24 protein-coding genes and 1 tRNA gene are annotated in these 22,120 nt (G+C 45.3%); 5 read left to right on the top strand and 20 right to left on the bottom strand.

What is annotated here, in order from left to right; translation table 11 throughout:
• Window positions 1-5 precede the first annotated feature (5 nt).
• On the bottom strand, window positions 6-1,055 hold the full coding sequence (locus LAQ65_RS04990; RefSeq protein ID WP_224115840.1) for an NAD(P)-dependent alcohol dehydrogenase: 1,050 nt from the start codon (window positions 1,053-1,055) through the stop codon (window positions 6-8).
• A gap of 67 nt (window positions 1,056-1,122) precedes the next feature.
• Entirely contained in the window at window positions 1,123-1,866 is a 744-nt protein-coding gene (locus LAQ65_RS04985; RefSeq protein WP_224115839.1) for a PIG-L deacetylase family protein, read from the bottom strand.
• A gap of 131 nt (window positions 1,867-1,997) precedes the next feature.
• Between LAQ65_RS04985 and LAQ65_RS04980 the strand changes: the two genes are divergently transcribed.
• The gene (locus tag LAQ65_RS04980) at window positions 1,998-4,172 is read left to right on the top strand and encodes a DUF5916 domain-containing protein (protein WP_224115838.1); all 2,175 of its coding nucleotides are present in this window, start codon (window positions 1,998-2,000) and stop codon (window positions 4,170-4,172) included.
• An 18-nt stretch (window positions 4,173-4,190) separates the two neighbouring features.
• On the opposite strand, the gene LAQ65_RS04975 is transcribed toward LAQ65_RS04980, so the two are convergent.
• The 5 genes from LAQ65_RS04975 to LAQ65_RS04955 are packed head-to-tail and all read right to left on the bottom strand — an operon-like array spanning window position 4,191 to window position 7,977.
• Entirely contained in the window at window positions 4,191-4,649 is a 459-nt protein-coding gene (locus LAQ65_RS04975) for an NUDIX domain-containing protein (RefSeq protein ID WP_224115837.1), read from the bottom strand.
• A gap of 19 nt (window positions 4,650-4,668) precedes the next feature.
• Window positions 4,669-5,265 (bottom strand): hypothetical protein, encoded by a 597-nt coding sequence (locus LAQ65_RS04970; RefSeq protein WP_224115836.1) that lies wholly within the window; start codon window positions 5,263-5,265, stop codon window positions 4,669-4,671.
• 39 nt (window positions 5,266-5,304) lie between these two features.
• Window positions 5,305-6,243, bottom strand: a complete 939-nt coding sequence (locus LAQ65_RS04965; protein ID WP_224115835.1) for a magnesium transporter CorA family protein — start codon at window positions 6,241-6,243, stop codon at window positions 5,305-5,307.
• A 51-nt stretch (window positions 6,244-6,294) separates the two neighbouring features.
• Window positions 6,295-7,083, bottom strand: a complete 789-nt coding sequence (gene dapF, locus LAQ65_RS04960) for a diaminopimelate epimerase (protein ID WP_224115834.1) — start codon at window positions 7,081-7,083, stop codon at window positions 6,295-6,297.
• Between the two features lie 18 nt (window positions 7,084-7,101).
• Window positions 7,102-7,977: a nucleoside phosphorylase gene (locus LAQ65_RS04955; RefSeq protein ID WP_224115833.1), complete on the bottom strand. Its 876-nt coding sequence runs from the start codon at window positions 7,975-7,977 to the stop codon at window positions 7,102-7,104.
• A gap of 85 nt (window positions 7,978-8,062) precedes the next feature.
• Between LAQ65_RS04955 and LAQ65_RS04950 the strand changes: the two genes are divergently transcribed.
• Both LAQ65_RS04950 and LAQ65_RS04945 read left to right on the top strand, forming a co-directional pair.
• Window positions 8,063-8,133 (top strand) — tRNA-Cys (locus LAQ65_RS04950).
• An 89-nt stretch (window positions 8,134-8,222) separates the two neighbouring features.
• Window positions 8,223-8,615 carry a hypothetical protein gene (locus tag LAQ65_RS04945; RefSeq protein ID WP_224115832.1) on the top strand — a complete coding sequence of 131 codons (393 nt, stop codon included), beginning with the start codon at window positions 8,223-8,225 and terminating at the stop codon, window positions 8,613-8,615.
• An 11-nt stretch (window positions 8,616-8,626) separates the two neighbouring features.
• Here the strand turns inward: LAQ65_RS04945 and rocD are convergent, their stop codons facing one another.
• The 5 genes from rocD to LAQ65_RS04920 all read right to left on the bottom strand — a co-directional run bounded on the left by rocD (window position 8,627) and on the right by LAQ65_RS04920 (window position 13,302).
• Complete coding sequence (gene rocD / locus LAQ65_RS04940; RefSeq protein ID WP_224115831.1) at window positions 8,627-9,865, bottom strand: ornithine--oxo-acid transaminase; 1,239 nt, start codon at window positions 9,863-9,865, stop codon at window positions 8,627-8,629.
• Between the two features lie 159 nt (window positions 9,866-10,024).
• Entirely contained in the window at window positions 10,025-10,834 is an 810-nt protein-coding gene (gene ispE, locus LAQ65_RS04935; RefSeq protein WP_224115830.1) for a 4-(cytidine 5'-diphospho)-2-C-methyl-D-erythritol kinase, read from the bottom strand.
• Between the two features lie 20 nt (window positions 10,835-10,854).
• Window positions 10,855-11,448, bottom strand: a complete 594-nt coding sequence (locus LAQ65_RS04930; RefSeq protein ID WP_224115829.1) for a bifunctional nuclease family protein — start codon at window positions 11,446-11,448, stop codon at window positions 10,855-10,857.
• Between the two features lie 98 nt (window positions 11,449-11,546).
• A complete protein-coding gene (locus LAQ65_RS04925) occupies window positions 11,547-12,506 on the bottom strand; it encodes an electron transfer flavoprotein subunit alpha/FixB family protein (RefSeq protein WP_224115828.1) in 960 nt (319 codons plus the stop codon).
• A gap of 52 nt (window positions 12,507-12,558) precedes the next feature.
• Complete coding sequence (locus tag LAQ65_RS04920; protein ID WP_224115827.1) at window positions 12,559-13,302, bottom strand: electron transfer flavoprotein subunit beta/FixA family protein; 744 nt, start codon at window positions 13,300-13,302, stop codon at window positions 12,559-12,561.
• Window positions 13,303-13,414: 112 nt separating this feature from the next.
• Here LAQ65_RS04920 and LAQ65_RS04915 point away from each other — a divergent pair, with 112 nt between their 5' ends.
• Window positions 13,415-13,726, top strand: coding sequence for a tetratricopeptide repeat protein (locus tag LAQ65_RS04915; protein WP_224115826.1), 312 nt, complete (start codon window positions 13,415-13,417; stop codon window positions 13,724-13,726).
• Here LAQ65_RS04915 and LAQ65_RS04910 read toward each other — a convergent pair.
• A complete protein-coding gene (locus tag LAQ65_RS04910) occupies window positions 13,716-14,402 on the bottom strand; it encodes a hypothetical protein (protein ID WP_224115825.1) in 687 nt (228 codons plus the stop codon). The two genes, LAQ65_RS04915 and LAQ65_RS04910, sit on opposite strands and share 11 nt — an antisense overlap.
• A gap of 109 nt (window positions 14,403-14,511) precedes the next feature.
• On the opposite strand from LAQ65_RS04910, the gene tilS reads away from it, so the two are divergent.
• A complete protein-coding gene (gene tilS / locus LAQ65_RS04905) occupies window positions 14,512-15,867 on the top strand; it encodes a tRNA lysidine(34) synthetase TilS (protein ID WP_224115824.1) in 1,356 nt (451 codons plus the stop codon).
• Here the strand turns inward: tilS and LAQ65_RS04900 are convergent.
• From LAQ65_RS04900 to LAQ65_RS04870, 7 genes are read right to left on the bottom strand one after another with little or no spacing between them, the layout of a single operon-like run.
• A complete protein-coding gene (locus LAQ65_RS04900) occupies window positions 15,851-16,558 on the bottom strand; it encodes a rhomboid family intramembrane serine protease (protein ID WP_224115823.1) in 708 nt (235 codons plus the stop codon). The two genes, tilS and LAQ65_RS04900, sit on opposite strands and share 17 nt — an antisense overlap.
• Window positions 16,536-17,000, bottom strand: a complete 465-nt coding sequence (locus LAQ65_RS04895) for a 23S rRNA (pseudouridine(1915)-N(3))-methyltransferase RlmH (RefSeq protein WP_224115822.1) — start codon at window positions 16,998-17,000, stop codon at window positions 16,536-16,538. Before LAQ65_RS04895 ends, LAQ65_RS04900 begins: the two co-directional genes overlap by 23 nt.
• On the bottom strand, window positions 16,997-17,878 hold the full coding sequence (locus LAQ65_RS04890; RefSeq protein WP_224115821.1) for an AraC family transcriptional regulator: 882 nt from the start codon (window positions 17,876-17,878) through the stop codon (window positions 16,997-16,999). The genes LAQ65_RS04895 and LAQ65_RS04890 overlap by 4 nt, the downstream gene beginning before the upstream one ends.
• Before the next feature lie 13 nt (window positions 17,879-17,891).
• Entirely contained in the window at window positions 17,892-18,539 is a 648-nt protein-coding gene (locus tag LAQ65_RS04885) for a bifunctional 4-hydroxy-2-oxoglutarate aldolase/2-dehydro-3-deoxy-phosphogluconate aldolase (RefSeq protein WP_224115820.1), read from the bottom strand.
• A gap of 6 nt (window positions 18,540-18,545) precedes the next feature.
• Window positions 18,546-19,550 (bottom strand): 2-dehydro-3-deoxygalactonokinase, encoded by a 1,005-nt coding sequence (locus tag LAQ65_RS04880; RefSeq protein ID WP_224115819.1) that lies wholly within the window; start codon window positions 19,548-19,550, stop codon window positions 18,546-18,548.
• Window positions 19,551-19,586: 36 nt separating this feature from the next.
• Window positions 19,587-20,735, bottom strand: a complete 1,149-nt coding sequence (dgoD, locus tag LAQ65_RS04875; RefSeq protein WP_224115818.1) for a galactonate dehydratase — start codon at window positions 20,733-20,735, stop codon at window positions 19,587-19,589.
• Window positions 20,736-20,756: 21 nt separating this feature from the next.
• Window positions 20,757-22,118 carry a Gfo/Idh/MocA family protein gene (locus LAQ65_RS04870; protein WP_224115817.1) on the bottom strand — a complete coding sequence of 454 codons (1,362 nt, stop codon included), beginning with the start codon at window positions 22,116-22,118 and terminating at the stop codon, window positions 20,757-20,759.
• Window positions 22,119-22,120 lie beyond the last annotated feature (2 nt).

The raw sequence follows: 22,120 nt of genomic DNA, 5'->3' as shown, positions 1-22,120 counted from the left end.
TGTTATCAGGATTTAAGGGAGGCAATGTCAATCACAAAGCGGTATTTAACATCCCCTTTCAACATGCGATCATAGGCTGTATTGATTTGCTGGATCGGAATCAATTCGATATCTGATACGATATTGTGTTCACCGCAATAATCCAGCATCTCCTGTGTTTCAGGTAGCCCGCCAATCAGTGAGCCTCCAATACTTCTCCTGTTCATGATCAGGTTAAATGCAGGAACCTGTGCCGGTGCGGGTGGTGCACCTACACAAATCATAGTGCCATTGGTGCGCAACAGGTTTAAGTAAATGTTATAATCATGTGGCGCAGAAACAGTATCGATGATGAAGTCGAAATAATTTTTGTGCTTGTTCAGGAGTTCTTCATTGCTGGTTAATACGAAATGATGCGCTCCTAACCTGCGGGCATCGGCTTCTTTTGAAGCAGTATGGCTCAGCATGGTTACTTCTGCACCGAAAGATGCTGCTAATTTCACCGCCATATGCCCAAGGCCGCCTAATCCCAATACGCCCACCTTATGTCCTTTACCTACTTTCCAGTAACGTAAGGGTGAGTAAGTGGTTATACCGGCGCAGAGTAATGGCGCAACAGCAGCCAGGTCAAGGTTTGACGGGATTTTCAGTGTGAAATCTTCATCAACTACTATGCGGGTAGAATATCCGCCATAGGTTGGTGTTTTACCATCGCGTTCATATGCGTTATAGGTACCAACTGCACCGGCTTCACAAAATTGTTCAAGTCCCTCTTTACAGTTCCTGCATTCGCGGCAGGAATCTACCAGGCAACCTACACCAGCTAAATCACCTGCCTTGAATTTTTTTACATGAGAGCCTACCCTTGTTACTTTCCCAACAATTTCATGTCCGGGTACCATCGGGAATATTGAATTCCCCCATTCATTTCTCGCCTGGTGGATATCGGAATGGCATACACCGCAATACAGGATATCTATTTCAACATCATGGTTTCCGGGTTCCCTTCTCTGGATATCATGTGGGGCTAAAGGTGTAGTTGCATTCTGGGCAGCATATGCATGTATAGTTGGCATTGGAATAAATTTGAGAGTGGGAAATTACATGAAATGGGGCTATTTGCCAGATGATTTTTTATAAGGATTATACTATGGAATTTCCACCCAGTTTTACAAATGCTTCCGCGGCTTTTACATTAATTTCCTTTCCCCGGAATGCTTCCATCAATGCATGGTTGCAATCATCAGAATTGTAAATGTCATCAGGGCCCTGACTGGTATGGCAATACACGGCTTTTCGTTTTTGATCCTGCACTGTGGTGATGTTCACATAGTCAGTTGGTTTAAATCCCCGGGTCTGGTTGCCGGTGCACACTTCAAAAAAATACAGGTCAAAACTTTTATTTAGTTTTTCCCAGCTTTGGATCGTAAGCAAACTTGCGGACTGGTGGTCTTTGTGGGTGTCAACCGGCCAATGCGTAAAAACAATATCCGGTTTTTCCCGGGCGATTAAATCCTTCATGGTAATCACCCATTCATTATTAACGACGGTATCCCCATCAATTTGCCCGGCGAAAACCGGTTTGGCTTTTAATATGCGGCAGGCAGCTTCTGCTTCTTTTGAACGGATAGCCGCAGCCTCTTTATGGCCGGTGCCATCAATGCCGGCCTCGCCCCTGGTTAAATAAATTATGGTTACATCATGGCCCAAACCTGATAGCAGGGCTAAAGTGCCGCCACATCCGGTTTCCGGGTCATCCGGGTGGCCGCCTACACAAACAATTTTCCTTTTCTTTTCACCTGGTAACGGAGCAGCTGATAATAGGGAAGGCAAACCCATTACTGCTGCTGTTAATGTGTAACGGGCGAAGTCTCTGCGGGATGGCATTGTTTGTATTTTACAGGTTGTGTTGTAAATATCAGGAAATGTTTGGGAATGATATATCACCAAAAAACCTATTTGAAATATTGCCAGGTTGATGCCTGAAATTTTACATTGATTTGGTAACTTGGAGCGTTATGGCTCGATTTTTACGTTTTTTTCCTTTGTTATTATTGTGTGTATCCGTTTCTGCACAAAAGATCAACGATAAGTACCAGTTACAAATCCAAAAGGCTACCGGCCCTATTAAAATTGATGGGGTGGGAGATGATGCAGCCTGGGGTAAGACCGATGTTGCGAAGGACTTTTTCATGATTTTACCCATGGATACCAGCCTGGCCAATGTGAAGACAGAGGTCAGGATGACTTACGATGATAAGGCTATTTATATGCTGGCCATCTGCTATAAAGCATTTCCTGATGACTATGTGGTGGAGTCCCTGCGCCGTGATTTTAATTTTGGCAAGAATGATAATTTCATATTCTGTTTGGATCCCTTTAATGACCGCACCAACGGGTTTTCATTTGGGGCAAACGCAGCAGGTGCCCAATGGGATGGATTTATTTATGAAGGTGGTAAAATGGATTTGAGCTGGGAGAATAAATGGGTTTCTGAGGTGAAAAATTACCCGGACAAATGGGTCTTTGAAGCAGCAATTCCATTTAAAAGCATCCGCTTTAAAAAGGGCATTACCAAATGGGGAATTAATTTCAGCCGCAATGACCTGAAAACTTTTGAAAAATCGGCATGGGCTCCTGTGCCAAGGCAGTTCCCCTCTGTTTCCTTAGCCTATACCGGTGACCTGGTTTGGGACCAGGCACCTCCTGAAACCGGGTCTAATATTTCAATTATTCCCTATGCACTAGGCGGTGCATCCCGTGATTATGAAAATAAGACACCCACTGAATATCGTACGGAAATTGGCGGTGATGCGAAAATCAGTGTCACTTCTGCAATGAATTTAGACCTGACGGTGAATCCTGATTTTTCACAGGTTGAAGTTGACAGGCAGGTTACTAACCTGGAGCGGTATGAATTGTTTTTCCCTGAAAGAAGGCAGTTTTTCCTGGAAAATTCTGACATCTTCGGAAGTTTCGGTTATGCCGATATCAGGCCATTCTTCTCGCGCCGTATCGGCTTGAATGTGCCTATTCAGTATGGTGCCCGTTTAAGCGGCCGGATCAATAAAGACTGGCGTATGGGCGTAATGGATATGCAGACTAAAAGTGTGAGTGAATCAGACATGCCGGCCCAGAATTTTGCTGTGGTTTCCCTGCAGCGAAAAGTTCAATCGCGGTCCAGTATCGGTGTCCTTTTCGTGAATAAACAGTCGTTGAATTATACCCCTGACAAAGATTCCCTTACACCTGTTGCCAGTGATTATAACAGGAACCTGGGATTTGAATATAACCTGGCTTCACCCGGGAACTACTGGACAGGAAAGGCAATGGTGCTTAAGTCATTTAGTCCGGGTACAACAAGCGATACCTACACCCATGCTGCCAACCTGAATTATACCAGCCGTCATTGGGCCCTCGGCGCACAATACCAATTTGTTGGTAAGAATTTTAATGCTGAAGTTGGTTATGTGCCCCGTACGGGCTACCTCAAATTGAATCCGGTAATAAACTATTTGTTTTTTGCACCCACAGGCAAAATTTTAAGCCATGGCCCGATTTTTTCCGCCACGAATTATTATGACGAATCATTTAAGCCGACAGACTATGAAACCCTTTTGGGTTATAGGATTAGTTTTCGCAATCAAAGTACGCTTACAGGAGTGCTGGCAAAGGATTACGTTAAGTTGCTGAAACCCTATGATCCTACAAACTCTGGAATGGATTCCCTGCCTGCAGGATCTGAACATTGGTGGAATAGTGCTAGCCTGGAATATATTTCCAGGCAAAAAAGCCTGTTCACATTTAGTGCGTTTGTCCGCTATGGCGGATATTATGCTAATGGCGAACGCCTCCAGGTGACCAATGAATTAAGTTACAGGTTCCAGCCTTATGTCATTATTGCACTTAGCACCAGTTATAATAATATTTCACTGCCGCAACCATGGGGAATCAAATCTTACTGGCTGGTTGGCCCAAGGCTCGATGTGACCTTCACCAATAAATTATATTTCACTGCCTTCAGCCAATACAATGAGCAGACACATAATATAAATCTGAATACCAGGCTGCAATGGCGTTACAAGCCGGCATCAGATTTCTATATTGTGTATACTGATAACTATTTACCGGAAAATTTTTCAGTAAGGAACAGGGCCCTTGTATTGAAATTCACCTATTGGTTCAGCCTTTAGGCCCAAAGGATATTTCTGCTATAGTTTATTTTTTACGATGGATGCCACTACCTTATCAATTGGCAGAGTGACCTGGTTCTCATCGAAAAGGTCCCAGTCAATAAACCTGAAAGTTTCAATTTCCTGGGTCGTTTCGTATAGCCTTAACTGTTGCTCATCAAAATCGAAGGGGATGCTGCGCAGCGGAACAGTTATCGGTTCCAGTGCATGCGCAAAATAATATATGGCGATAATCTGGTGCTCAGGGGTAAAAGCACTCATCTGGAAAAAATCGGTGGTATAAATATGTTCGCCAATTTCAACCCGCAGGTTCATTTCTTCCATAAACTCGCGGGCAAGGCAATCGCGGGTGCCTTCCCCAAATTCAAGTCCGCCTCCGGGGAATTTAGTATAGAAACTGCCCCTGATTTTCTCATCACTGACCAATACCTTTTTGTCATCATTTACCAGGATACCATAAACTCTTACATTAAACATGCCTGAATTGTTTCTGCAATTAATCGAATATTCCCGATACTGCGATTTTTACATCGTAAAGTTTTTTCCCGGAAACATGAAAATCGGTGCCGTATATAAATTGTACACTGATACCAGCTTTCCGGTCTTCTTTTAATCCAAACCTTAAGCCTGCCTGGTAAGCAAGCCCGGTTATCCTCATGGGTGGGGGAGGCGGATCAACGTCGTAATGGGTTATGTCCGCATAATGGGAAAGGATGCCCGGGCCAAGGAAAAAGCCAAGCGCGGATTTGTTTTCACGCGAGGCGCAATTGCCAAAATTAACTAAGGCAAACCCTCCGAACTGGCTGGCAATATTATTAAAACCGTTAAGAACGAAAAAGCTGAAAGGTGCCTGGATGCCTATGGATACATCTTTATTGATGGATTGATTATAGCCAATGGACAAATAAAGCATCGGGTAAAAACTGTTTTTGTAATCACCGGTGCTGTTTTCAGAATAAGCACCGGAAACGCCTACAGCTATAGTGCCATATCCTTTGGAATTTCCCCTGGACAGGCTGTCAGTCGTTTGCCCCATGGCAATAGTCATGAATAAGACATTCACCACCAATATTAAGTACCGTAGAAATGGCATTCCTTAAGTTACTGACAAAAGGCCAAAGAAAGAATAGCCCTAGAACAATTTCTTGCGTAAAAAGAACCAGCCAATCACCAGGGAAATAACTATGGAAAGGATTACCGGGGTATAAAAGGCATAAGGGGAGTCCGAAAAAGGAATAGGAACGTTCATGCCGTAAATGCTCGATACCAATACCGGGAATGTTAGTACGATGGTAATTACAGAAAGCCTTTTCAGCACTTCATTCTGGTTATTGGCAATCATACTTGCGAATGCATCGAGGGTGCTGGATAGGATATTGGTGTATATATTGGCCATTTCAAGGGCCTGGGAAGTATCTACAATAAGGTCATTCAGGAACTCTTTTTCTTCATCATTCAAACCCAGGAAATTAGTCCTTTCGAGTTTGATAAGCAGTAGTTCATTACTCCTTAAAGCAGTTACAAAATATACAAGGCTTTTCTGGATCCGCATCAATTGCAATAACTCCTCGTTCCTGTGCGCATCATACAGTTTCTGTTCCGTCAGGTTCCTGCGATGGTTGATCTCCTTCAAAAATTCCATATTGGTCTGCACCACTTTTTCCATGATCTTCAGGGCCATCATCTTCCTGTTGTCGGGATGGCGGTTCTGGAAAGTGTTAAGGAATTTTTTTATCGCATCATTCTCAAAGGAGTTTACTGTAATGATGTGGTTATGCGTAAGGATGATGCAAATCGGTATAGTGATGTAAAATGCATCACTGTCATTGAAAGAGTTATTTTCAGTGGGCGTCTTGATGACAATCAGCTTCACCTTATCGTCTTCTTCAAAACGGGTCCGCTCGTCAATATCCAATGAGTCGGTCAGGAAATCAACGGGAATATCCAGCTCTTCTGCTAATTCAGTAAACTCTTCCAGCTTAAGGGGCGGGAGAATATTGATCCAGGCACCGTTTTCGGGTTTGCTGATGGCAACGGTCTGGTGGTTGATATTTTTAAAGTACTGAATCACTGGTTAATAGGGAATGCAAATAACGGATAAAACCCATACTTTCAAAAAGCATTATTCCGGTAATATGATCAGTCCCTCAAATACCTTCTCTGCCGGGCCGCAAAGCCATATATTGGTATAAGTGCCATTTGCATTTCGTTCAAACTCAACCGATAGCCGCCCGCCCTTGGTGTGCACAATGACATCGTTGAAGCCGCATTCGTTGTGGAAATTTACAATTGCGCAGGCAGTAACACCTGTCCCGCAACTGAAGGTCTCGTCCTCAACACCTCTTTCATATGTCCTGACCATTATCTCATCCTGTGACTGTGCCTCTACAAAATTCACATTGATGCCACCAGGCTGGAATGCCGGACTGTTCCTGATTTCCCGGCCTTTATTTACTACATCATATTGCAAAAGGTGTTTTACGGTTTTTACATAATGCGGTGAGCCGGTATTCAATACCATGTCGCCATGCTCGTCAGATACAGACATTACATCCTGCATTTTCAGCCGGACTATACCATGTTCATCTATTTCCGCCAGGTGTTCACCATCGGTAGCCAGGAAATTATAGGTGGTCCTTATGATGTCCTGGTGGAAGGCAAATTTTACAAGGCACCTGCCGCCATTACCGCACATAGAACTCTCCCCGCCATCTGAATTATAATACACCATTTCAAAATCGTAACCGGGCTTGTTGTTTAAGAGCATCAGTCCATCGGCGCCAATCCCGAAACGGCGGTCGCACAAATGATGAACCTGCGCAGTTGTCAGCTGGCTATATAAACCTTCGCGGTTGTCAAGGATAACAAAATCATTTCCTGTTCCCTGGTATTTGTAAAAGTGCAGCTTCATGTATTTGCAATTATAGGTTTATATAACGGATATAATGGTGAGTGCTTTTTTAATAAGGTTTTCTACAGCTGCCTGTCCGTCTTTCGAAAACTCCCGGTTTACCCTGTTGGCAACAATGGCATTCAGGCTCAGGCAATGATGCCCCAGCAAACGCCCAAGGCCATAGATGGCTGAAGTTTCCATTTCAAAGTTAGTGATCCTGTGCTGACCAAAATGAAAGTCGGTTAATCGGTCAACCAAATCGGGGTGACTGAGGCCAAGCCGGAGGATCCTTCCCTGCGGACCATAGAACCCGGGGGCGGTAACCGTAATGCCATGGTGAAAACCTTCCACAAAATGTTTAATTAATGAACCCGAAGTACTGCAGATATATGGCTGCGAAATCTGGTTGTGGAACTGTGTATGGGTCAGGAAAGCCTGTATCATCTGTTGTTCCCCGTCATTCGGCTCATACCTGTAAAAATGCAACAGGTTATCGATCCCTAAACCATGGGTGCTGGCAACAAATCCATCAACAGGAATATCTGCCTGCAATGCACCTGATGTACCAAGCCTGAAAATATCCAGCGTGGTTAAGCCTGGTTTTATTGTCCTGGTGCTGAAATCAATATTTACCAGCGCATCCAGTTCATTCATGACAATATCAATATTGTCGGGACCAATACCTGTTGAAAGAACAGTTATTCTTTTTTGGCCTATATAGCCGGTATGCGAAATAAATTCACGATGCTGGCGCCTGACCTCAATGCTGTCAAAATGTTTACTTACTTCCTTAACCCGGCCGGGATCTCCAACTGTAATTATTGTTGGTGCCAGTTCTTCGGGACGAAGATCGATATGATAGATCGCACCACGCTCGTTAATAATTAATTCGGATGATGCAATAGGTTTCATATTTGCTGCGTTAATTGGAAGAATTTTTCAGGAATGCATAACGAATGTATAAAAATCCCTAAATTCGTGCCCGATTGAAAAATAGGGTCCTGTGGCCGAGTGGTTAGGCAGAGCTCTGCAAAAGCTTCTACAGCAGTTCGAATCTGCTCGGGACCTCACTTCAGCTGAAAAGCAAAACCCGCACTGGTTGCGGGTTTTTTTATTTTTATTATTAATAACATCTTTGCCAATTAGATTTAAACGCAATGAAATATTTTAACCATATTGGCGTGATTGCCTCAGTAGCAGTTATATTATCCTGTTTTATGATATGGGTTACTATTCCGGACCTTGGTATTAAAGTAGGTGGATTTTTTTCTGAAGGAACACGCTTTGGAAAACCCGGATTAATGAATGCCATCATGAGCGCTATTGCCATGGTGATGTTCCTGGTCCCAAAAATATGGGCCAAAAGGGCCAACTTATTTTTTGCCGGATTTAATATCGCCTGGGCAATTCGAAATTATATCCTGATCACCGCCTGCCACGGCGGAGACTGCCCGGTAAAAGAATTGGGTATCTATGTTTTCCTGGCAGCCTCCGCATTGCAAATGGTGATGGCAGCCTTCCCGCACCTTCCGCTTGAAGAAAAAAAATAAGCCTTGCCAGGTCAGGCCAGCTTATCCAGGCATTTTCCGATATTGCCAACACATTCCAGTATTTGTTCCCCGGTAATAATTAGAGGTGGGGCAAACCTGATTTTGTCGCCATGCGTCGGCTTGGCCAACAAGCCTTCGTCCTTCAGGTGAAGGCAAAGGTCCCAGGCTGCCTCCTTATTAGGATGGTCAATAACAATGGCATTCAACAAGCCTTTACCCCTTATTAATTTAATAAACGGGGAATTCAGTTTTGCAAGTTCTGCCCGCAATAGCTGGCCCATTTCTTCCGCCTTCTCGGCCATTTTTTCCTCTTTCAAAACCTGCAATGCTGCTATTGCCACAGCACAGGCCAACGGATTTCCACCATAGGTTGAGCCATGTTCTCCCGGATGGATATTGAGCATAATAAAATCATCAGCCAGTACCGCACTTACAGGCAATGCCCCGCCGCTTAATGCCTTACCCAGGATGAGGATATCAGGACGAACGTTTTCATGGTCGCAGGCCAGCATTTTGCCGGTACGGGCAAGCCCGGTCTGGATCTCATCGGCAATAAATAACACATTGTATTGGGTGCATAAATCACGGACCCCCTTCAGGTATCCTTCATCGGGGACTACTACGCCGGCTTCGCCCTGGATCGGTTCAACCATGAATGCAGCCACATTGGGATCCTGCAGCGCCTTCTCCAGGCTGGCCAGGTCATTGTAGGGAACCAGTTCAAAGCCGGGCATGAAAGGCCCGAATTGCCGGTAACTGCTTGGGTCTGTTGAAGAGGAGATGGCCGCCATGGTCCGCCCCCAGAAATTATTCTCTGCAAAAATGACTTTGGCTTTGTTTTCTGCAACCCCTTTTTTCACATAAGCCCAGCGGCGGGCCAACTTTATGGCAGTTTCACCACCTTCAACCCCGGTATTCATGGGCAATACTTTGTCGTAGCCAAAATACGCGGTGATGTATTTTTCATATTCGCCCAACAGGTCATTGTGGAAAGCCCGGGAGGTCAGGGTGAGTTTACCGGCCTGCTCTATCAGCGCCTGGATAATTTTTGGGTGGCAATGGCCCTGGTTAACGGCACTGTACCCGCTCAGGAAATCATAATACCGCTTGCCTTCAACGTCCCATAGGAAGACCCCCTGGCCTTTGTTGAGTACAACCGGTATTGGGTGGTAATTATGCGCACCATATTGATTTTCAAGGTCTATAAAATACTGCGACTTTTCAGGTAATGCAATTGTAGTTGTCGACATGGACAATAATTAAAAATGAAGTAATTAATGCGGAAACGGTAATAAAGACGGGGTAGTGACCTAACCTCGATGGTCAAGGAAATCGAGGTTTCCTGCTAAGAAATCGTATATGGTATTACTGGATTTGATATCCTTTCTATTAAACGCAAGATAAGTAATTCAGGCAACAATTAGTTTATAGCCTGGCTCAAAAAAGGCGCTGTAATTATCAGGTAGCTGGTCGAATATGCCATATATAGTTGAACCCGTTCCGGTCATGCTGGCATAAACAGCACCGCATTTATACAGTTGCTCCTTAATCTGCTGCAATTGCGGGTAATGATGAAAAACGCCAGGTTCAAAATCATTCTGAATTTTACCTTTCCATGCTGCAAGGGGCAATTGGCAAAGCGCAGCCAGGCTTTCAGGGTTTTCGCGTGGTTTGATTTGCGAAAAAGCCCAACCGGTATTAATGTGAAGCCCGGGGTTAACCAACAGGACCTTTTTCCCTTTTAATTGCGGCAGGTCAATTTTTTCCATGATTTCACCGCGGCCTTTGGCAATGACAGGTTGGTTGATAATAAAAAAGGGACAATCACTTCCCAGTTGTAAAGCGTAGTTGACCAGTTGCTGTTCGCCCAGGTTAAGCCGGAACAATTGGTTTAACAGTATTAAGGTATAGGCCCCATCTGACGAACCGCCACCCAGGCCCGCGCCCATCGGGATTATTTTATGGAGATACATGGCAACAGGGGGAAGAGAAAAATCTTTTTTCAACAATTCCCAGGCTTTGCAGCAGAGGTTTTTGTCGGGGGTAGCATCAATAGGAAGGCCGGATGCCGTAAAAGAGAATGCTTCAGCCGGCAATGCTTCCAGGATATCTGTCAATCCAAGGGGATAAAAAACTGAGGCGATATTGTGGTAGCCATCCGGTCTTTTTTCAGTAACCTGCAAGCCGAGGTTAATTTTGGCATTTGGGAATACTATCAAAGCCCGTTTTTAAGGAAAGGTTATTGATTTTTCCTGCTATTAATTTCATCCCTGATGGCAATTGCCCTGATATAGTCTTCCTGCTCCAGGACTTCATTCAACAGGATATTAAGTTCATCCAGGGTCAGCGCATGCAGGTCACTATGGGCCGATGGTTCGGCCTTTTCAGTATCGCCCACCTGTTTTTTCTTTTTGCCGGAAGTGTCTTCCATCAGGATGCCTGCGCTGTCCAGGATATTCTCATACGTATATATGGGGCAACCGAACCGCACGGCCAATGCCAGTGCATCGGAGGTACGGGAATCAATTTCTACAGTATCATTTTCGCCTACACAAACCAGTTTGGAGTAAAAAATACCTTCCTGCAGGTCATTGATGATGATTTCTGTGAGGTCAACATTGAAAGCGCTCATGAAATTCTTCATCAGGTCATGGGTCAGGGGGCGGCTGGGTTGCATTTTTTCAAGGGCAACCGCTATCGCCTGGGCCTCAAACCCGCCAATAACAATGGGTAGCCTGCGCAAGCCATTTACTTCCCCAAGTACAACCGCATATGAATGCGTTTGGGTAATACTATGCGATAAAGCAACAATTTCCAGTTCTATCTTCCTCATAATGAAGGCACGAAACTAAGGCATTTTGGCAAAATAGTGAATAGTGAATGGTGAATAGTGAATAGAGGTTTTTCCATTCACTATTCACTGTTCACCATTCACCCTTTTATCTTCCTGACCGCCGCAATGATTTTCGGCATCACTTCGAATGCGTCGCCGACAATACCGTAATCAGCCGCTTTGAAAAAAGGTGCTTCAGGGTCTTTATTGATCACAACAATTACTTTACTGCGGTTTACGCCGGCAAGGTGCTGGATAGCACCGGAAATGCCCACTGCGAAATACATATTAGGGGAAACGGATCCGCCAGTCTGGCCTACATGCTCGTGGTGTGGCCGCCAATGGGCATCAGCAACGGCCCGGCTACAGGCAGTTGCCGCTCCCAGTAACTGCGCGAGTTCTTCGATCATACCCCAGTTCTCCGGACCTTTTAACCCGCGTCCACCGCTGATTACCAGCTCAGCTTCACTAAGCGGTACCTGTCCCTTTACCTTGTTGGTAGCTACCAGCTTTACCCTGGAAGGCTCAGGCGATGGTGTAAAAGCAACCACTTCTGCAATGCCGCTGCCTTTCTCCGGCGAAAAAGCATTGGGAGTAAGCGCAATGATTTTTATGGGGGTCAGGACGTTGATATTGGCAAATGCCTTCCCGCTGAAAACACCTTTTTTAACGACAAATCCGTTTGATGTATCAGGAAGGGAGATGGCACCGGCAACCAGTCCGGCTTTCAGCCTTGCCGATAACCTTGGCGCAATGGCTTTGCCATTTACATTATTAGACAACACCACAACACCTGCATTGATCTGTGTAGCTAGTGCGGCAATTATGCGGGTAAACTGCTGTGCATCCAGGTGGTTAAGGGATTCATCTGCTACATGGTGCACTTTGGTGATACCATAATTTCCTAAAGAGGGCAGGTCATCAGTTAGTTTTCCCAATACAACGGCCTCTGCAGTTGTACCGGTTAATGCGGCAATCTTTGCGCCATAACTGGCAGCCTCAAACGATGATTTCTTGATATGGCCTTCGGCCTGGTCGATGTATATTAAGACGGGCATGATGTAGATTTTTTTAATTTTTGGTAAACGGTAAGCGGTAAACAGTAAGCGGTCAGAAGAGTTTGGCTTCCTCGTGGAGGAGGCGGACAAGTTCTTCGGGTTGGTCGGCTGAAACCAGCTTCACACCTGCTTTTGCGGGTGGCAGTTCAAAATTGACAATACTGGTTAATGCTTCTGTTGCTGTAGGTTCAACTACTTTTAACGGCTTGCTGCGGGCACCCATTATGCCTTTCATATTCGGGATACGCTGCTCTGCAACGCCTTTCTGGCAGCTGACTACAAGGGGCAGGTTCACTTCGGCAACTTCTTCCCCGCCTTCAATTTCACGGGTTACTGTTGCTGTATTGCCGGCAAGGTCAAATTTTGTTGCCAGGGAAATAAAGGGCAGGTCCAGCAATTCTGCTACCATGCCGCCAATAGAAGCACCATTGTAATCGAGTGTTTCCTTTCCGGTTAATATAAGGTCATAAGCACCTTCCCGGGCAATGGCACTGATCTGGCTGGCTATCGTAAAACTGTCGTGACTTTCAAGGTTCACCCTGATGGCTTCATCACCACCCAACGCCAGCGCCTTACGGATTATCGGCTCGGCATCTGCCGTACCAACAGTTACCAGGTGGATGATGCTGGAAGGATCCTGCTCTTTCAACTCTATTGCCCGAACCAGGGCATACCATTCATCATAGGGATTAATGATCCATTGAACTCCCTCTGCCGCGAATTTCGTGTTGTTATCCACGAAAGCTATTTTTGCCGTTGTATCCGGCGTTTTACTGATACAAACTAAAATTTTCATACAGCTACAATTGAGTATATTTAAAAGTTGTTTATGCAACTAATGGTATACAAATATAAGTCCTGTTAAGATATTTAGGTAATGTGCATTAATATTTTTTTGTAAAAGATTTATGGAGCGGATTCAAAAATTAATAGAATACCTGGCAGCCAGTCCGGCTGATTCTTTCCTGAAGCATGCACTGGCATTGGAGTACATTAAGCTTGGTGATGAAAGCCGTGCCAGGGCCTTATTTGAGGAGATCCTGGAGGCCGACCCGATGTATATCGGCAGTTACTACCACCTGGCTAAATTGCTGGAGAGGACCGGTGAAACAGACCTGGCAATTGCCTGGTATGAAAAAGGGATGGAAGCGGCCCGTAAAGCGGGCGACCAGCATGCTTATGGTGAATTGCGATCGGCCCTGGAGGAACTTACTTTCTGATCCTTGCAAAGGATACAGCGGAATCCTGTTTCCTGCTGTACCAGGCAATTACACCCGCTAAAATCATCAGGCGGAATATGAAATAGCCCCAGTAATTAATATTCCAGGCATCGGTAACATTACTTACGCTCTTAAAAAAGATATAACAGGTTTCAACGATCAGGTAAATGAAGTTGTAGAACAGGAAACCGGTGATCAGCAGGAACCTGCTGATATAGGAAGCGCTTTCCTGGAAACTCGATTTGCGGTACAATAATAACATGGCGTATATCGCCGATATGAAAAACCACAAAGAGGGAAGGAGCAGATTCCATGAGGGTATTTTGAGGTCGCGGGTGAAGGCAAAACTGATAAGCCATGTTGCCAGTACCGGTGTTAGTGTATAGACCAGGAATTTGCGGTAACTGCTATCGTTCCATAGATAGAAAAAAAAGCAAAAACCACTGATCGTATCTATGTGCATGGTGAAATTCGTGATTATTTCATTTTCTTTACTTTCCATTGGGAATAGCAACACGATTACAAACTGGAAAATGCTGTAAACTGAATTGACCAGGATACAGGTCATTGCCCTGCTCATCCAGCATTTTTTAACGAGTAAAATGCCAACTGTAAAAATGACTAGCAGTAAGGTGAGGTTATCGATCAGGTTAATTAAAAAACCATTTACGGGCATTTATAGGATGGGTTAGAAGTTATATAGTGATTTTTCGATTATAAAAGTAAAGCCTGAATCGGAAAATGCGAACGTAGAATTACGTGGAGAACTACTCAATTTTTGGCAAATGAATGAATTGGTAAAAGATTTTAAGGATTATATCCGGAATAATAAGCTGTTTACCGGCAGCAATCGTTTGCTGGTTGGGGTTAGTGGCGGGTTGGATTCTGTAGTTCTCTGCCATTTATTGAAGGAATCTGGCTTTTATTTTGAAATAGCGCATGTGAATTTCCAATTGCGCGGAGCAGAAAGTGACCGGGATGAACAGTTTACCATTGCCCTGGCCGGCAAATTGAATGTTCCTGTCCATACTGCTCATTTAAATGCCGCCAACTACGCCCACCAGCATAAGGTGTCGGTGCAGGTTGCCGCGCGGGAATTGCGGTATGACTGGTTTTCGGGTTTGATCAAAGACCGGAAGGCATCCGGTAATCCACTTGACTGTATACTTACCGCACACCATGCCAATGACAACGCTGAGACTATTTTGATGAATGTTTTCCGGGGTACCGGTTTATCCGGGCTCAGGGGCATTTTGCCGGCAAGGGACCTTATCAGGCGGCCATTGCTTTTTGCAAACAGGAATGACTTGCTGCAATATGCCCGGCAAAATAATATTACCTGGGTGGAAGACAGTTCTAATGCGCTGGACAAATATTCCCGTAATTATATCCGGCTGAATATTATTCCGCAAATCGAGGAAGCTTACCCCTCGCTGGTAAAAACACTGAATGAATCTGCTGGTCATTTGCGGGAAATGGAATTGTTTTATGACCAGGCCATGCAGCAATGCCTGCATAAGATCGTTGTGCTGAAAGGGCAGGAGCAACAGGTACCCGTTGCACGATGGCGAAAACTGCCGGGCGCACCGGCCGTCTTATATGCATGGCTGAAACCTTTCGGGTTTTCACCGGCACAAATGCCTGAAGTTGCAGCACTGGCAAAAAGTGAATCAGGGCATTTCATTGATTCTGCCACACACCGGGTCCTCATCAACAGGGCCTGGTTTGTACTGACCCAAAAATCCCATAAAGACGCTACCACTGTTTTGTTACCGGATGAAAAGGGCGATATCCATTTTGGTGGAGGTCATTTGCATTGGAAAACCGTAACTAATAAACAGCAACCTATTCCAACGGATCCTGAAATTGCCTGGGTTGATGCTTCAAAAATCGCTTATCCCTTGCTGTTACGTCCATGGAAACCCGGCGACTATTTTTATCCTTTGGGGATGCCCAAAAAGAAAAAAGTTGCCCGCTTCCTGATTGATATAAAATTGCCCAGGCACCTCAAAGAAAAGGTTTGGGTGCTTGAATCTGACCGTAAGGTTGTATGGGTAATCGGCCACCGTATTGATGACCGGTTCAGGATAAAGCCCTCCACTTCATCCCTGCTTTGCCTGCATTTTAATAGCGCGCTTTGATGGTTTCAACAAAGGCGCCGATCACATCATAATGTGCCAGCCATTTCGCCATCACAATAGTAAAGATCACCCCGTAAATGGCGCCGGAAAAGTGCGCGCGGTGACCAATATTATCTCCACCCCTGCGGGCCAGGTAGGCCGATAAACCAAGGAATATAAACCCGAAAATATAACCGGGGATATCAATGGGTATGAACATCAGCCTGATGGGGGTTGACGGGTTGAGCAATATGGCTGAAAAGATGACCGCAGATACCGCACCGGACGCGCCCAGTGCACGGTAGGAATAATTATTGCGGAATTGAAAATAGTCCGGAATTACAGACACAATCAGTGCTGAAATATAAAGCGCCAGGTAAACTATTTTTCCTGATCCCCCGAACAAAGTAGGGTGCGAAAACAAATTGATCTCCAGGAATTCACCAAAAGACATCAGGGAGATCATGTTGAATGCCAGGTGCATCAGGTCACCATGCACCAGTCCGCAGGTAATGAACCGGTAATACTGTTTCCGGCTGTCTATTTCCGCCGGCCAGAATAACAGGTCTTCCTTTATTTTTTCTTTGCTGAATGCGGTAAATGAAATGATCGCAGTAAGGATAACGATCGATAGGGTAATGCTAATCATGCGGGAAAGATAATAAATTTCATTTACGGGCGAAACCGGGTCAGCTGTGGTGGTATTTTTCATTCCGCAGAATGGTGCAGGCCCTGTATACCTGTTCTGCAAGGACCAGGCGTACGATCTGGTGCGGGAAAACCAGTTTCGAGAGGCTCCAGGTAAAATCGGCCCTTTCGGCAATACTATTGTCCACCCCATATGCCCCGCCAACCAGGAATACTAATTGCTTCCGGCTTTCATTGGCCCTTTGCTGCACCAGTTGTGCCAGGTCCGGCGAGCTGATATTCTTGCCCCGCTCATCCAGCAGCACCAGGTAATCTTCTTTTTGCAAAGCTGCTGCAATGGTTTGGGCTTCCTGTTTTTTTATGATCAGCGGATCCGTTGCTTTTGATGAAGGGATGATTTTCCATTCACAGGGAAAATACCGGTTGATCCGCTGGGTAAAATCATCCAGGGCCTCGCGGGTACCGGCGTCCTGGAATTTGCCCACACTCATTAATATAATCTTCATAAAAAAGCTTCGGTTTTTCGCGGGCTGGTAAGCTTTATAAACTGTGTCGGCGTAATATGTACAATTTTTTTGAACTGGGTATTAAAGTGGGAGATGTTTTCAAATCCACTTTCGTGGGCTATCTGGCTGATACTGTCATTACCTTCCATTAAGAGCTTGCAGGCATACTCTATCCGGATCTCATTTACATACTGGATAAATGATTTATGTGTCCTTTGCCTGAAAAACCTGCAGAAGGAAGTGCTGGTTAAGTTCGCTGCTTTAGCAGCTTCATTAATGGATACCTGGTGCCTGAAATTATCCATTACATACCTGTTTATTTTATTGATCCTGCTGTTTTGTTCTTCTGCATTTTTATGCGATAACCCAACACCTGAAAGTATTTCTATGCCTGCTGTTGTGGCTATCTGGTTTAGTATGGATAGCAGTATATTAACACGATCAATGCCCTTTGCTTCCAATAATTTTTGCAGGCTTTCCCTGGTTAGTTTTTTCAGTTTTGTATCGGTTACCCTGTAGCATTTTTCCGACTGGTCCAATAACTGTTTAATAAATACTGCTTCAGGTATCCCATAAAAATCTTCACCACAGAAATTTTTCAGGAAATGGACAGAAATGCTTTGCGTGTAATTGTCTGGTATATCCGTAATATCACTTTTCCATTCATGCGGAACGTTTGGCCCTATCAAAATCAGCTCATTGTCTCCGTAGGGTATTATTTTATCACCCACAATCAGTGTCCCGCTTCCCTTTATTATAAATGTTATTTCGATTTCCGGGTGGTAATGAAATGGGTTATGTACATAGGGACTGCCATTCTTCCAGGCTTTAAATGACTCGGAAATCGCCCCGACATGCCGCATCAAAACAGGTTTCATGGCTGAATTTTATCTATTGCCGTATAAGATGCATCTTTTTTGCAAATAAATCAAAATGTGCAGACAGCTCCTCCCATTTCTTCTCCCTGATCATTTTCTTATGGAACAACTGGCTGCCTATACCTAATCCACTGGCTCCGGCCCGCATAAAGGCTTCGCAATTGTCAAGACTAATGCCGCCTACCGGCAGCAGTTTGACCCGGTCCAGTGGCCCCTTGATTTCAGCAATATATTCCGGGCCACTGGAAGATGCGGGAAATACTTTTACGATCTCCGCGCCCATTGACCATGCTTTATAGATTTCGGTTGCTGTATAGGCGCCGGGGAAAACCGGGACCTTCTGTTGCACGCAGGCATTTATCACCTCTTCACTGACTATTGGCGTAACAATAAATTGTGCCCCTGAATGCAGGGCTTGTCCCAGGTCGTGCAGGTCACAGACGGTACCGGCCCCGACATTCAGGCTGCCCTTGCAGGCCTCAGCTGCATACCGGATGATTTCTCCGGCTCCGGGTGTATTCATTGTTATCTCAACTGTTGTAAATCCTGCCTTACTGTAAAGGGGCAGTATTTCTTTGACTTCATCAATGGATAAATTTCTTATGATCCCGATAACCGGAAGCTGGTTGAATTTTTCCCTGGAATACAAACTGCTGTTCACAATCTTTTATTTTAGGGGGTGATGGTTTTGGAGGATTTTAAGCTGTCCCGAAATTGCTGCTCTGTCCATTAAATCCGGGGCAATATTTTTTACGGGTACACCTAACCAGAGTTTTTCAATGGCAAGCCGGTAAAGATGGAACATGTTATTACCGCTGCATAAAAAAACGGGACAGGTCTTTTCCTGCTGAAGGGCCCTTATTTCATAGCCGATCAGCAACCCGCTCAGGTAAAAGTAATTTTCCTGCCTCGATAGCATTCCCATTAATTCATTGGTGCGCACGGTAAAGAGCTTGTTCAAGAGGTTTGATTCTTTATTCGATTGCGCTATGCCGTTATAAAATGCCTGCATGTTCCGTTCATCCAGCACAGCACTATTATCCTGGAAGGCAACTGCTCCCTGGAGTACACTATGTGTTGACAGTAATTGAAATAACTCGCCAGTGAGGTATGTTTTGAAACTGGCTATATTTCCCTTGCTGATCCTGATATGCTTGGAATGGGTTCCGGGAAATATACAGATCGCTTCATCCGCAGTTAACAGGGTACTTTCCAGGTTGGCAATGCCCACCATTTGCGTTTCTTCCCCTCTCATTACATCATCATGGGCCTTTACCCCTGATATCAGGATGATCTCAAATGGAAAATTTTGTAAGGGTACTATACATTTTGTAACCGCATCTTTCCCATCCAGTGAAAAGGGTAGCGTTGCATATGGCAATTCTGCAATACCTGCTTTCGAAGAAGCCATACCTGAAATAACGACCGACAAAGACCTGGTTTCTGCTGCTGCGTCTTCAAGTAATTTATCCAGGTGGGTTCTTAACACGCCCAGGTAATAATCTTTTAAGGTTATTCCGGACTGGCTGGTTTCTTCTTTCCATTTATTGAATAAACCCAGGATCCCGTCTTTTGTAATTATTTCCCTGTCTACAGTGAAGTCATCCCTGTTTACCAGGCAAAGCCGGAATTTCGTGGTTCCCCAATCACAGCTGACCATGAAATTTTTCATCTGTAACTTAATCTTTAAAATATTTTCTGGTATAGGTTACCACTCCGTAATGCTGCCATCTTTATTGCGCCATACCGGGTTCTTCCAGTCGTGCCCCGTCTCTGCCATCTGGCGGACTTTTTCCTCATTGATGACAATGCCTAAGCCGGGTAATTCAGGGCGTTGGATATATCCTTCATGGATATTAAATACCTCGGGATTTTCCATATAATCCAGCAGGTCGGCGCCCTGGTTGTAATGGATGCCCATGCTGGTTTCCTGGATGAAGGCGTTAATGCAGTTGAAGTCAATTTGTAATGCCGCTGCAAATGAAATGGGGCCTAGCGGGCAGTGCGGGGCAAGGGCTACGTCGTATGCTTCTGCCATTGCTGCAATTTTTTTCACCTCGGTTATTCCCCCTGCATGGCTAAGGTCCGGCTGGATAATATCTACTGCGCCCTGTTCAAACAATGATTTGAAATCCCACCTGCTGAACATCCTTTCCCCTGTTGCGATTGGCGCACTGGTATATTGTGCCAGCTGCAGGAAGGCTTCCTTGTTTTCTGATAATACCGGCTCCTCAATAAACATGGGTTTTAAATAATCCAGCTCCTTCATGAAACTCTTCGCCATCCCTTTATGGACGCGCCCGTGAAAGTCTATGCCAAGGCCCGAATTATACCCTATGGCTTCACGCACTGCTGCTATACAATCTACTGCGTCCCTGATTTTATCGGGTGTATCGATCCATTCCATTTCAGCGCAGGCATTCATTTTTACTGCGGTGAATCCATGCTCCATCCTCTTTTTGGCTTCGGCCACAACATTGGCTGGTTTGTCACCACCAATCCAGCCATAGATTTTCATCTTATCGCGTACTGCACCTCCCAGCAACTCATATACCGGTACGCCGAGGGCTTTTCCTTTTATATCCCAGAGCGCCTGGTCTATTCCTGATATAGCGCTCATGAGGATCGGGCCGCCCCGGTAAAACCCACCCCTATACAAAACCTGCCAGATATCTTCTACCTGCCGGGCATCCTTGCCAATGATATACCCTGCCATTTCTTCTACGGCTGCTTTAACCGTATCGGCCTTGCCTTCCACAACTGGTTCGCCCCAGCCTTCAATGCCATTGTCGGTGGTGATCTTTAAGAAGAGCCACCGGGGCGGGACTTTAAACAGTTCTAACTTTTTTATTTTCATATTGGTTGCTTAAAGGGTCTGTTACACTTTTTCCGGTATCCTGTAATTGTCGCGATAGGCTGTCTTCAGGAATTTGTTGGCTTCATCATTGCCGATAAAGCGTTCGGATTTCCCGTCGAAGAACAGTTGTTTATTCCCTGCCCGATAGGCAATATTTCCTAAGTGTACAAGGGTAGCACTCAGGTGCCCCTGCTCTACAGCACCATTTGGTTTTTTTCGTGTCCTGAGCGATTCGATAAAATCTTTCTGGTGATCGGGGTCGGGGAATACTCCACCACCTTCTGCGATCAGTACAGAATCTTCGCCCTTAACCTGCCATCCGCCACCATGCCGGCCAAGGTACATCAGTCCCTCTGTGCCATATATTTCCGTCCTGGTTGCATTGGTCCTCCAGTCCGGGAACAGCTTTGGATCCATGCGGATATTGTTGGGTGTTTTCTTCATGTAATTGGTAGCATTCCCACTGTCACAGGTAAGCGTAAACTTTTCAAAATCGTAGGTGATGGACTGGAATTCGGGTGTTTCCTTCTTTGAGCCCCATGCATAGTTGCCACCCCATCCATATACCGATTTTGGATGCCCCGGATCACCGAGTACAAAACGCGCCAGGTCCATTACATGGCTGGCATCATCTGCCAGCACACCGCCGCTATAGGCCCAGTAATTCCCCCAGCCACCGCGACTTTCCATATCATGTATATTGGGGTTATAAGGAACATATTGCGCTGGCCCGAGCCAGGCATCCCAATTCAGTCCAGCTGGTATTGCGCTGTCTGGCTGGGGATTCCATTTTGATCCTCCCAGCATATTGTATGACTTAACCGTTACGATCTGTCCCAGCTTCCCGCTTTTAATATATTCCCTTGCAGAAAAAGCATAGGGTGCGCTGCGGTTCTGGAAGCCAACCTGGACAATCCTTTTGTATTTCTCAGCCGCTTCAATCATTTTACGGCCTTCCCAGATACTGATCGTGGGGTTTTTCTCTACATACACATCTTTTCCTGCCTGGCAGGCCCAGACTGTTGCCAGCGCATGCCAGTGTTCTGGTGTTGATATCCATACGGCATCAATGTCCTTGTCATTAAAGACCGCTTTCATATCTGTTGCATGCTGCGGTTTATAGCCAAGTTCTTTTTCTATCTCAGCTATTGCTTTTGCAGCCTTGAGGTCATTGACATCACAAACTGTTTTTATCACAACATTCGCATTGATCTTGCAGGTGCTTATTATGGTGCCTGTTCCCCGGTTGCCTGCGCCAATAAGGGCCAGTACAATTTTATCGTTGGCCCCTTTAACAGAAGGAGCGAAGGGAAGCGTGTACGACATCAGTGATATTCCGGCTGTTCCCATGATTGCTTTTTCAAGGAAGTCACGTCTTTTCATAT

The sequence above is a fragment of the Flavihumibacter profundi genome (assembly GCF_020076305.1).
GTDB classification, from domain to species: domain Bacteria; phylum Bacteroidota; class Bacteroidia; order Chitinophagales; family Chitinophagaceae; genus Flavihumibacter; species Flavihumibacter profundi.
The sequence above is the reverse complement of the archived record's forward strand: the minus strand, read 5'-3'. Positions and strand labels throughout refer to the sequence as shown.